A 12,788-nucleotide genomic window follows, 5' to 3' on the forward strand; every position below is an offset into this window, starting at 1 on the left:
AAAGGTTGGTAGTAAAATGTCAGAACAATATAGAAGTCGTGAAGAACGGAAACGACAACAGGCGCAAAACTCGCCAAAGCAAAAAAAACAGCAAAAGCAAAAAAGTAAGAAATCATCTCCATTGTGGAAAAAGATTTTATTAACATTATTAGCCATTGGAATTGTAGGAATGGTTGCAGGTGGAATTACATTTGCAGCAATCGTAGCCGGGGCACCTTCACTAGATGATAAAAAATTAAAGGATTCTTTCTCCTCAGTCATCTATGATATAAATGGTGAGGAAATTACCGAATTTGGTCAAGTTAAACGAACATATGTCCCTTATGATGACATTCCTAAAATTCTTGAAGAAGCAGTACTTGCTACAGAGGATGCACGTTTTTATGAACATAACGGAGTAGATATTATCCGTCTTGGTGGTGCATTTGTAGCAAACATACAAGAAGGTTTTGGTGCAGAGGGTGGTAGTACTATAACACAGCAGGTTATTAAAAACTCCCTCTTAACAACAGAAAAAACCATTACACGAAAAGTTCAAGAAGTATGGCTAGCATTTCAATTAGAACAAAAATATTCAAAACAAGAAATTATTGAAATGTATTTAAATAAAATTTACTTTCCTGGAAATGTATATGGTGTAGCACAAGCTGCTGAATCGTTTTATGGTAAGGATTTAAGCGAGTTAGAGCTTCATGAGGCAGCAATGATCGCTGGTATTCCTCAAAGTCCGAATAACTATAATCCTAGAACAAATCCTGAGAGTGCAGAGAAACGACGTAATATCGTGTTAACATTAATGGCTAAGCATGGTTTTATTACTGAAGCTGAAGCCGATGAGGCAAAGAATATCCCTGTACAATCTACAGTCATCGAACCGACTGAAAAAGCAAATCCTTATCATGCATTCGTTGAAGAAGTTATTGAAGAAGTAAAAGAAAAAACTGATATTGATGCAGGATCTGCTGGATTAGAAATCTATACTACTTTAGATCCGAAGGCTCAAGATACAGTCGAAAATGTGCTAAATGGTGATACACTTAATTATCCTGATGATAAGCTACAAGCAGGTATCGCTTTAATTGATACGAAAACTGGTGAAATTCGTGCAATAGGTGGCGGACGTAATCAACCTGTCGGAGGTTACAATTACGCAACAGACACTAGACGACAACCAGGATCAACGATTAAACCTATCCTTGATTATGGCCCAGCGATTGAACATTTAGAATTTGATTCAACATATGAACAAATTCGTGATGAGCCATACACATATAGTGATGGAAAAACACCAATAAATAACTGGGATAGAGATTATATGGGCCAAATGTCCATTCGACAAGCATTAGCTTATTCAAGAAATATTCCAGCATTAAAAGCATTACAGAAGGTTGGATTAGAAAAAGCTCAAGATTTTGCTCAAGGTCTTGGTATCCCTCTACCTGAAATTCATGAGTCATATGCAATCGGTGGTTTTAAACATGGTGTATCCCCTCTCCAAATGGCAGGAGCTTTTAGTGCCTTTGGAAATAATGGAATTTTTATTGAACCACACGCTGTTAAAAAAATTGTTTTAAGCGATGGGACTGAAATAAGTCTTGCTCCAGAACCTGAGCCAGCAATGAGCGATTACACTGCTTTCATGATTACAGACATGATGAAATCTGTTGTAGAATATGGAACTGGTAAATCAGTTGCTATTCCAAATGTAAATATTGCTGGGAAAACAGGTACAACAAACTTTACTGATGATGATAGAGCAAAATACAACATCCCTTCTGGTGCTGCAAAGGATGCCTGGTTTGTTGGCTATAATCCAAACTATACCGCAGCTGTTTGGACTGGATATAACATTACAGAGGACAGTGAAAAGGTCTACTTGGATTCGTCAGATCAAAAGCTTGCAAGAGCTATGTTTAAAGAGGTCTTCTCTGAAATTGCAGGTGACGATACAGCAGACTTTGAACAACCAGATAGTGTAGTGAAAAAAGCCGTTGAAAAAGGTTCTATGGAAGCTGTTTTAGCAAGTGAATATACACCTTCAAGCAAAATTTCCTATGAATATTTTGTTAAAGGTTCTGAGCCTTCAAAGGTTTCAAAAAAATACGTGATCCAAAAACCTGATAAACCATCAAATCTAAATATAAATTATGATCAAGTAACTAATTCTATAAGTCTTAGTTGGAGTTTCGATGAGAATGCTTTAGATAATGTCTCCTTTGAGGTAAGGCAGTCTGTTGATGAAGGCCCATACCAAGTCGTAAATACATCTAAAAATATGGGTTATCAAATAGCTGATGTTATTCCAGGTGCCATCTATTCATTCCAGGTTGTAGCTGTTAGTGATGACGATAATAGCAATCGAAGTGATGAAGCTGCAACGAAGATTCAAGTACCAGAGCCAGAAGTGGATGTTCCAGAGCTTCCTGGAGAAGCTGAAGGAACCGAAGAAGAAAATGTGGAAAAAGACACAAATAACAATGGTAATGGGAACGAGAATGGGAATGGCAATCAAGACAAAAACGACAATGGCAATCAAGATGAAACTGAAGTCGAAGATGGCAATCAGGACAGTGAAGTAATTAATCCTGAGGATATTGATACACAGCCTGCTACCGATGCCATTACACCTCCCCAAGATAATAATGGAAGAAAAGAAGATGGAGAAGAAGAATAAGATGATTCTCTCTTCTCTCTAAACAGAAAAAAAGAGATTACTCGTTAGCAGTAATCTCTTTTTTCTGTTTCAAGCGCTGGATCGCCAATGTTTTATAGAAATTTTTTTCAAGTTCATCAAACAATTGTTGTAGCTGGATAAAAGAATGGTATCCACTAGGTTTATTAAGTATAAACAATAACCGTTCTTCACAATTTACCGGTTTTTGATTCAATTCTGAAACCATCATATCTTTTACATGTAAACTTTTTATTGGGGTATGATTCGACCAAAAAAGAGCTAGTAAAAATAATGAGATAGATTGAATAGATGCTGATTCAACCTGCAAATTTGTCTTTCTCTTAGCATAACTTGTTTGTAATTCCGGTTTTAACATCTTCCATTGCTCGATAACAGCCTTTACTGCGACCTCTGAGTTCTTCCAAGGAGGATCTTCGCATGGTTGATTGCTTGCTAAATGGAGCATATCAAAATAAAAGGGCTCCTTTCTAATGATATCCTCAAAATTAACTATATCAACCATTTTAAACGTTGTTCTTTTTGTAGAAAAAGGGGCAACTAGAAATGCTTCTGGCACTTTATATTCAGCACTATGATTATCTAACATGTGTAGACTTATCCTTTTTCATCCGCTTTTGCCCTTCGCGACATAAATGTAAAAGTGGGCAAACCTCACATTTAGGTGATTGGGCTTTACAATGGTAACGACCAAAAAAGATTAACCTATGATGAGTATCTGACCATTCCTCTTTTGGAATTTTTCGCATTAATGTTTTTTCAACCTCTAAAACAGAATCCTTCCAACGACAAATACCTAATCGCTTACTAACCCTTTCAACATGTGTATCTACAGCGATAGCTGGAACACCAAATGCAACAGACACGACAACATTTGCTGTTTTACGCCCTACGCCTGCAAGCTTTGTTAATTCTTCATGTTCACGAGGAACTTCTCCATTATATTGTTCAAGAAGCGTTTCACACAAGCTTCGGATATTTTTAGCCTTATTACGGAATAAGCCAATAGATTTAATATCGGATTGTAATTCCTCAAGTGGAACTGCAAGATAATCCTCTGGTGTTTTATATTTTTGAAACAAATCTTTTGTTACTTTATTTACAAGTGCATCTGTACATTGTGCTGATAATGCAACAGCAATAACAAGCTCAAATGGATTATCATGAATTAATTCACAATGTGCTTCTGGAAACATGTTATGAAATGTATCTAAACATTCTCGAATTTGAACTTTTGTTAGCATGGTTTCACCTGCTTTATTTTTATTTGTAGAAAATTGGGACGGAAATACGTCTTTTATTAGAATAAAACCATCCTATTTCGAAAGAACTGGTTGAGAAGCATCACTTTTTAGTGCTTGCTCTGATCGAGCCTGCATATTTGAGTGGTTATAATAAAACGATCTTTTACTTCATTTTAATAAAGATGCAATATTACTTTATTGGTTTTGTTTTCAAAGAAAAAGAGAGCTAGTTGCTAGCTCTCAAGCCAATTATAAAAAGGAACTTTACGTTGATACTCCTCTTGATTCACTTGCTGCTTACTAGAAGAGTTACCTTGGTGTTGACGAAATTTTTTAGCGTGATTTCGTGCTTGATCTATTGTTCGAATCCCATTCTTTTTCCATTCAAATAAAATTCGATCAATATAGCGAAAGTTCAACTTACCTGACATGACAGCTTCTCTTAGTGCAGCTTTTATGATAACTGGATCATAATCATCTTGATCAATCCATATTGCTAATGATTCACACTCGAACGGAGATAATGGACGGCCAAATTCATTTTCAAAAATGGTATACAAGCTTAGATCCTCTTGCTTGCTTTTCTCCTGCTCTACTTTGTTGTTTTCCTGCATTAAATAGGAATATAACTTATCCCATAACGGTTTTAAAGAATAGTTTTCAAAAAGTATTGTATTTTCTTCACATTCTTCTATTGTTAAAAAACCTCTTTGAATTAAACTTCTTAAAATGGATGTACATGTTGATGTAGAAAATGACATGTGATCGGATAACTCCGTTGGGGTTGGAAACTGATTCCCATTTTGTTTGAATTTTTTCACTTGGAGAATCATCATAAATTCCTCTTCGTTTAGCCCTAATTTTGAATAATTATTAAATAAAATAACGGGTATTGAAACATTTCCCGTCTCTTGTAAATATATGAATTGTTCTTTATTCATCCAACACACCTCACTTTTAAGTATAACATTACTACACTAAACATTGTATAGAATCACCCTCGGTTGTTTTTGCCAATAGCCATGTTGTAGCTAAATGTGATTATGCTTCTCTTTCACATATAGTTAGTAGCTACGATCAAGTAATGGGTAAACATAAAAAACCGACTCTTTAAAAGCAGGCTAGCAAGCTTTTAAGAGTCAGTTTATTTTATGGATAAAGTCTATTTAATAAACGTGGGAATGGAATTGTCTCACGTACATGCTCTACACCGCTAATCCAAGCTACTGTTCGTTCAAGTCCTAGTCCAAAGCCAGAGTGTGGAACAGAACCATATTCTCTAAGCTCTAAGTACCATTTATATGCATCACTATCTAGATTATGTTGATCTAAGCGTTGTTTAAGTAATTCCATATCATGTATACGTTCAGAACCACCAATAATCTCACCATAGCCCTCAGGTGCAATCAAGTCAGCACATAGTACTACCTCCTCACGATCTGCGTCAGGCTGCATATAAAATGGCTTTAAACTTGTTGGGTAATGAGTAATAAATACTGGTTTATCATAGTTTTCGGCAATCGCAGTTTCATGAGGAGCACCAAAATCATCACCCCATTGGATTTCTGTAAAGCCTTTTTCATGAAGGAACGTAATCGCATCATCATACGTTATTCTTGGGAATGGCGCTTTTATTTGCTCTAATTTAGAAATATCTCTTCCTAAAGTATTTAATTCCAATGAACAGTTTTTAAGCACACTCTGTACAATATAAGATACATATGCTTCTTGAACATTCAAATTGTCCTCAAATTCATAAAAGGCCATCTCTGGTTCAATCATCCAAAATTCAATTAAATGACGGCGTGTTTTTGATTTCTCTGCTCTAAAGGTTGGCCCAAAGGAAAAGACTTTTCCTAATGCCATTGCTGCAGCTTCCATATAAAGCTGACCACTTTGTGAGAGATAAGCATCCTCATCGAAATATTTCGTATGGAAAAGCTCTGAGGTTCCTTCAGGAGCACTTCCAGTTAAAATTGGTGGGTCTACCTTTACAAAGCCTTCTTTATTAAAAAATTCATATGTCGCACGAATAATCTCATTTCTAATCTTCATTACGGCATGCTGACGTTTAGAACGAAGCCATAAATGACGATGATCCATTAAAAACTCAGTACCATGTTCTTTTGGTGTTATCGGATAATCAACTGATTCAGAAATTACTTTGATTTCAGTTACCCCAAGTTCATATCCAAAAGGTGATCGTTCATCCTCACGTACGATTCCAGAGACATAAATGGAAGTTTCTTGTGTGATTGATTTGGCTTGTTGAAAAATTGCTTCTTCAACCTCTGCTTTTACAACAACACCTTGAATAAATCCTGTTCCATCTCTTAATTGTAAAAAAGCAATTTTTCCACTTGAACGTTTATTTGCAACCCAAGCTCCAATTGTCACTTCTTGTCCAACAAATTTTCCTACTTCTATTATAGTCGTTTTCACTAAATAATTCCCTCCAAAAAGCTCCGATGTCAAATCAATTATGTACTAACCAAATACTATTATACTTTATTTTAAGTATGTGTAGCAATCATCTCTATTTAGGATTCCTATTAATCCTTAATCGCCATATGCTTTATGATCTCACCATCATAAAAGTTGACAAAATCAAACGTGTAACGCTCTGATTTATCACGATATTTCACTTCCCAGATTGGGATTCCTTCATCCATACCTAACTTTACATCAACAATATTCGCTGGATTATATGCTTGATTCACCTTAGCTATTGCTTGTTCCTCAGTAATCCCAGAAGACTGTTTTTTTACGATTACTGTCTCATTCTTCTTAGTTTGAGGAACCCAAACATAAACCTTTTCATCCTTACTATTTTTCCCAGACATGACATGATATTTTATTTGTCCATTATATGTTTCAATCGTATCGATTGAAGAAAGCTTTCCTTTTTCTAAAGCAAGCTCTTTAGAATTTTCATGGCCATCCAGGTATTGTTCCCTTGCAGCACTATATGTACTAGCAAATACCCACGCAGCAATAATCAGGATGGCGACTGTTATAATTAGTGTAATTAATGTTTTTTTACCCATTCAATAACGACATCCTTATGTTCGATAAATTGTAAATACACACTTTTTTTGGTCTTCCTGATCTAATGCTAGACCGAACATTAAATCATCTCTTTTTAATGTTCGATTTAATATATCAACGATTTTATATAGGTCTTCTGAATGGTCGACAGTAACTGTCGATACGATTTCAATTTTACTTTCCATGACATAATCCTCCTACGCGAAACAAAATTTGTAACTTATATGTCTGTTTAGTCTGGACACAATAACATTACAACAAACTCTTACTTGTTGTACCAGAATCCATTATAACAGTGTAAATACTTTAGTATGATAATAATTTTCTCCTAACTCACACCATACTTGGCTGATTCTAGTTGCTTTGAGACAATTGAATCAGCCTCTTTTTTACTTTATCCAGTCTTCAATGGAATGAGTAAGTATATGCATCGGTTTTTTTTCAATTTCAAGGTCTGGAATAGATTCAAGAAAATCTTTACCATATCTCGTAGAAACAATTCGGTTATCTAAGACAAATAGTATCCCTCGATCTGCTTCATTTCGAATAAGTCTACCGAAGCCTTGTTTAAAACGTAAAATCGCTTCGGGAAGTGAATAATGATAAAATGCGTTTTTACCACTGTTCTCCAATCTCTGAAATCTCGCTGCTACGATTGGCTCATCAGGAGATGCAAAAGGTAAGCGGACAATCATCAATGCTGTTAACTCATCCCCTGGAAAGTCAACACCTTCCCAAAAACTACTTGTCCCTAACAAAATAGCTTTGCCAAATTGTCTAAAGTTCTTTGTTAATCTTGATCGACTTCCACTTCCTGTTCCCTGCCCCATAATGATAAAATCATCAAGAGTTTCATCTTCTTTTAACAATTGATATGTTTTTCTTAGCATCTCGTACGATGTAAACAATACAAGGATCTTACCATCGGTTATTTGGGCAACACTACCTACATTAGCAGCAATCGCTTCAGAATACTCATCAAGTGTGACTTCATTCACTAAAGGCATATCACTTGGAACAAATAGCTTAACCTGCTCCTTATATCTAAATGGAGATTTAAGTTGTAACTGTTTTGGATAAAAATCCGATAAGCCGACAGCCTCAATAATATAAGAAAAAGATTTCTTTACTGTTAATGTTGCAGAAGTTAAAATAACACTTTGTTTATTTGCAAAGAATTGGTCCGCTAAAAAATCAGCTATTTCAAGTGGCTGAGCATAAATGGAAACAGCATTTTTTGCGCCTTTCGTTTCAATTTCAATCCATGTAACAATTGATTCATCATTTTTGAAAAATAAATGATCAATTTTATCTTTATATTCCTTAACAACGGAGAGAACTTGTTTATATTCTTGATAAATGATTTTATTTTTTATTGAGAGTTCAGCATCATTAACTTTACCCAATACCTGTAATGATTTTTCCATCAAGATGATCAGATCGTACATGATAAACTTTATCCTATTAGCAAGTTCTAAAATAGAATCCCATGTTCGATTATTTTCTTCTTCCGTATTATATTTATAGGAAGTACGATTTAAGTGGGACTCCTTCCTACGATTTAAGACATAAGAATGAATACCTGAAAATAGTTGATGGCATTCCTCTTGCAGCTGTAGTAGATGTGCATCCATTTCTTGCAAGTAATGATGGTTTCGTTGACCAATTTCTTCACTAACACGTGCAAACTTATTAATAAGTCCATTTGTAAGAAAGGTTCCTAAACGATTAAGCATACTATGTACATCAAGATAAGAAAATCTACTTCCGAGCTGTTCACTAGCTACTCTATGAAAATGATGTGCCTCATCAATAATTACCTCTTGATGCAGAGGTAAAATTTGATGGTCACGTTCGAGATCAGACAATAGCATCGCATGATTTGTAATAATTATATTTGCCCTCATTGCCCTCTCTTTTGCACGCTGATAAAAGCAATATGCCAAAAAGGGATTTCTCTTTAAGGAAGATCCATCAACATGAAGTTGATTCCATAAAACCTTGCCACCAGAAGGAATATTTAGTTCATCTACATCCCCAGTTTCCGTTTCTGTTAACCAGAGAAGCAGCTGTGCCTTTGTCAGGATGAAATCATAGTTATCTTCAGGTTCTTTTAGTGACTGCTCAAACTTCTGTAAACATAAATAATGACGTTGTCCTTTTAAAATTGTAGTCGTGAAAGGAAAGGGTAGTATTTTTTCAAGAAAAGGAATATCACGCTCAATCATTTGTGATTGTAAGTTCGTTGTATATGTACTTACAATGATTGGTCTTTGTTCTTTTTTTGAATAAAATATCGCTGGAACTAAATAAGCGATCGTTTTTCCACTTCCTGTTGCAGCTTCAAATAACCCATGTTGATGCGTATAAAATGCATCAAAGATTTCTTTCATCATGGTCATTTGTTCTGTTCGCACGTTATAAGTAGGAAGGATATCAGTTAACTTGCCATTTTTATTTTGAAAAAGCTCGATAAACTCTTCAATAGAAAGAATTTCTCCTACCGAGTCATTTACATTTTCATGGATGTTTAATTCAACTTTTTTAATAGCCAATGATCTAATCAAATCTAAATCTGCTCTGTCTTGCTGTTGCTCTATTTTCACTAATTTAACTGAGATTACACCCTCTATTATTTCTTCAATATCACTAATAAAGGACCTTGAAAGCTTTGATAACTGCTGAAGGGTAATAACAGGTAAAGCCTTTAATTTATCAAATATCCGTAATAATAACAGGGCAGTTACTTCTGCATCACTATCTGCACGATGTGGATGTTCATGATTAATATTAAATCCATCACTTAAATCAGATAATTTAAAGCTTTTTTCGGTAGGAAAAGCAATTCTTGCTAATTCAACTGTATCTAGTATTGGTCCTGAAAATTGATATCCACAGTTCTTTAGTTCTTCCTGTAAAAAGGATAAATCAAAATAGACATTATGAGCTACAAAGTAAGAATCAGACAGCAATGAAATTAAATCCTCAGCTATTTCTTCAAACGTTGGTGCTTCCTCTACCATCTCATTTGTAATTCCTGTTAATTGTTCAATAAATAAAGGAATTTTTTGCATAGGATTAACAAAGCTCATAAATCTATCGACAATTTGCCCCTGTTCAATAACTACAGCAGCAATTTGAATAATCCTATCTCCTTTTTTTGGGGCATTTCCTGTTGTTTCTAAATCAATAACAACATATCGTTGCACATTCATCTGTTGACACCTCTATTATTAAGAAACGCAGGGCGCGTCTTTCTTGGGAAGTCGGAAATCTATTGGTCAGACTCATTAAACTAAGCTAAAGGTAAAAATCAAGTTGTTATTCCTATGATCTATACTCATAAGGAAATCTGACCTCTTTCATATGATTCTCAATCTTAACTTAACTATATCATATTTTTAATCGAAAAAAGGACTGACTCATTTTAAAAGACTAAAAATCCCTGTTATTTAGTAACAGTGATCCTAGAGTCTTTTGAGAGCCAGACCTCGAAATTGACAGGTTAACTATTCAATTTACAAAATTGTTGCCGCTGGTTCATGTCCTAAAATATCAACAATCTTATTATTTTCATCCATAATTGCAACTTTGGGTTTGTGTGATGGAACATGTTCTTCGGCAACAAGCGTGTAGGTTAGAATAATCACAACGTCGCCTTCTTGCACTAACCGTGCAGCTGCACCATTTAAACATACAACCCCACTACCTCTTTCACCTGCAATAATATAAGTCTCAAATCTGGCACCATTATTATTATTAACTATTTGAACTTTTTCGTTCGCAACCATACCTACTGCATCAATAATATCTTCATCTATTGTAATACTGCCTATATAATTCAAATTTGCTTCTGTTACACGAGCACGATGAATTTTAGCATTTAACATTGTACGAAACATGAGATTCTCCCCCAATTCTTTCTAATCTATATTTAAAATCTCTCATTTTCTACTTTAAAGATCAGTTTTTATTCAACTTCAATCGTTATATTATCAATTAGCCTTGCGTTTGTAAACTTGACAGCGATGGCAATGATCACTTTTCCGCTAATTACCTCTATTTCCTCCAAATTTGGATAGGAAAGGATCTCGACATAATCAATTTCCCCATCTGTTTCCTGTGAAATGGTGTTAGTAATTAGAGCTTTCAGTTTTTCTTTATCACGTTCACCTTTTGCAATTTCATTTTTTGCATTAGACAAGCTCTTATAAATAACCGGTGCTTCATTACGGTCTTTTTCATTTAATTTTACATTTCTCGAACTTTTAGCGAGCCCATCAGCTTCTCTGATTGTTGGGACTGATACTAACTCAATTGGGAAATAAAATTCATTTATTAACCCATCAATGACTGCTACTTGTTGTGCGTCCTTCATTCCAAAATATGCTCGGTCAGGTTTAATGAGGTTAAATAGCTTAGTTAATATTGTTGCGACTCCATCAAAGTGCCCCTTTCTTGATCTCCCACATAAAACATTCACACGAGATTGGACTTTAACTGTATATGAAGGCTCAGTTGGATATATTTCTGGCACAGAAGGGGTAAATAATAGATCAACACCTGATAATTTCGCAAGTTCTTCATCTCTATGTTGATTTCTTGGATATGAATCATAATCCTCATTAACACCAAATTGTAGAGGATTTACGAAAATACTTAAAACGACAATATCATTTTCCTTTCTTGCCTCTTCAAGCAATTTCACATGACCCTCATGTAAAAATCCCATTGTTGGCACAAAGCCTATTGTTTGATTGCTTTCTTTATATTTATTGATTTGCTTAATTAATTCCAGCTTAGTCGTTACAACATTCATTTCTTAACCCCTCCATATAAGCCATTAAGCTCTTCTTGCTTCATATTAAAAGAATGCTTTTCTTCAGGGAAAGATCTATTCTTTACCTCAGAAATATAATGACTAATTGCTGTCTCAATTGTTACAGCTACCTGAGCGTATTGTTTTACGAATTTTGGCACAGTACCTAAGCCATAACCTATTAAATCGTGATAAACCAATACTTGACCATCAGTTTGGCAACCAGCACCAATTCCTATTGTCGGTATCGTTAACAGCTTCGTTATCTCTTCTCCTATTTGACGGGGAACACACTCTAACACTAGGGCAATAGCACCAGCAGCTTGACATTTCTTAGCATCTTCAATTAGTTTTCTGGCAGCTTCAGCATTTTTCCCTTGAACTTTATAACCTCCTAGTACATTTACAGCTTGTGGAGTAAGTCCGAGGTGAGCAACAACTGGAATACCACCATACGTAAGTGCTGCAATTATATCTGTAACACCATCAGCACCTTCAACCTTTACCGCATCAGCTCCACCCTCTTGCATAAGTCTTGCTGCGTTTTTCAATGATTCATCTTTTGAAAGATGATAAGACATAAATGGCATATCTGTTACAACAAATGTATTTTTCGCTCCACGTTTAACAGCTTTTGTGTGATGAATCATATCATTTATTGTGACGGGTATTGTAGAGTCATATCCAAGTACAACCATCCCTAATGAATCACCTACAAGAATCATATCAACACCAGCATACTCAGCTTGTTTTGCACTCGGATAATCGTAGGCAGTTAGCATTGTGATTGGTTCTCCATTTTGTTTCATGTTCATAAAATCAAGTCTTGTCTTCATGTATACCCCTCCTATTTAGTAGAAAAAATGGGTTTATCCCCAAGGCCTAGTGGCATTTTTCTTATCCAAAAGTTATGAATATTTTGGTCGCTTTTATAAAATTCTTAATAGAATCTAATTTTACGTAACGACTTCCTTACTTTCTTGTA

11 protein-coding genes are annotated in these 12,788 nt (G+C 35.1%); 1 reads left to right on the plus strand and 10 read right to left on the minus strand.

What is annotated here, in order from left to right:
- Window positions 1–16 precede the first annotated feature (16 nt).
- A complete protein-coding gene (locus tag I7822_RS19570) occupies window positions 17–2,674 on the plus strand; it encodes a penicillin-binding protein 1A (RefSeq protein ID WP_207980766.1) in 2,658 nt (885 codons plus the stop codon).
- Window positions 2,675–2,711: 37 nt separating this feature from the next.
- Here I7822_RS19570 and I7822_RS19575 read toward each other — a convergent pair whose 3' ends face one another.
- The 10 genes from I7822_RS19575 to panB all read right to left on the minus strand — a co-directional run bounded on the left by I7822_RS19575 (window position 2,712) and on the right by panB (window position 12,639).
- On the minus strand, window positions 2,712–3,281 hold the full coding sequence (locus tag I7822_RS19575) for a YpoC family protein (RefSeq protein ID WP_207980767.1): 570 nt from the start codon (window positions 3,279–3,281) through the stop codon (window positions 2,712–2,714).
- Window positions 3,271–3,936: an endonuclease III gene (gene nth / locus I7822_RS19580; protein ID WP_207980768.1), complete on the minus strand. Its 666-nt coding sequence runs from the start codon at window positions 3,934–3,936 to the stop codon at window positions 3,271–3,273. The genes I7822_RS19575 and nth overlap by 11 nt, the downstream gene beginning before the upstream one ends.
- A 233-nt stretch (window positions 3,937–4,169) precedes the next feature.
- On the minus strand, window positions 4,170–4,877 hold the full coding sequence (locus tag I7822_RS19585; RefSeq protein WP_207980769.1) for a DnaD domain-containing protein: 708 nt from the start codon (window positions 4,875–4,877) through the stop codon (window positions 4,170–4,172).
- Between the two features lie 208 nt (window positions 4,878–5,085).
- On the minus strand, window positions 5,086–6,378 hold the full coding sequence (asnS, locus tag I7822_RS19590) for an asparagine--tRNA ligase (protein ID WP_207980770.1): 1,293 nt from the start codon (window positions 6,376–6,378) through the stop codon (window positions 5,086–5,088).
- Between the two features lie 110 nt (window positions 6,379–6,488).
- Window positions 6,489–6,983 carry a cell wall elongation regulator TseB-like domain-containing protein gene (locus tag I7822_RS19595; protein ID WP_207980771.1) on the minus strand — a complete coding sequence of 165 codons (495 nt, stop codon included), beginning with the start codon at window positions 6,981–6,983 and terminating at the stop codon, window positions 6,489–6,491.
- A gap of 15 nt (window positions 6,984–6,998) precedes the next feature.
- On the minus strand, window positions 6,999–7,169 hold the full coding sequence (locus I7822_RS19600) for a YpmA family protein (RefSeq protein ID WP_066331820.1): 171 nt from the start codon (window positions 7,167–7,169) through the stop codon (window positions 6,999–7,001).
- A gap of 204 nt (window positions 7,170–7,373) precedes the next feature.
- Window positions 7,374–10,199: an ATP-dependent DNA helicase DinG gene (dinG, locus tag I7822_RS19605; RefSeq protein WP_207980772.1), complete on the minus strand. Its 2,826-nt coding sequence runs from the start codon at window positions 10,197–10,199 to the stop codon at window positions 7,374–7,376.
- A gap of 303 nt (window positions 10,200–10,502) precedes the next feature.
- Complete coding sequence (panD, locus tag I7822_RS19610) at window positions 10,503–10,886, minus strand: aspartate 1-decarboxylase (RefSeq protein WP_207980773.1); 384 nt, start codon at window positions 10,884–10,886, stop codon at window positions 10,503–10,505.
- A gap of 68 nt (window positions 10,887–10,954) precedes the next feature.
- Window positions 10,955–11,803: a pantoate--beta-alanine ligase gene (gene panC, locus I7822_RS19615; RefSeq protein ID WP_207980774.1), complete on the minus strand. Its 849-nt coding sequence runs from the start codon at window positions 11,801–11,803 to the stop codon at window positions 10,955–10,957.
- Entirely contained in the window at window positions 11,800–12,639 is an 840-nt protein-coding gene (panB, locus tag I7822_RS19620) for a 3-methyl-2-oxobutanoate hydroxymethyltransferase (RefSeq protein ID WP_207980775.1), read from the minus strand. The genes panC and panB overlap by 4 nt, the downstream gene beginning before the upstream one ends.
- Window positions 12,640–12,788 lie beyond the last annotated feature (149 nt).

Origin of the sequence: Metabacillus bambusae, assembly GCF_017497975.1 — a bacterium.
Classification (GTDB): Bacteria; Bacillota; Bacilli; order Bacillales; family Bacillaceae; genus Metabacillus; species Metabacillus bambusae.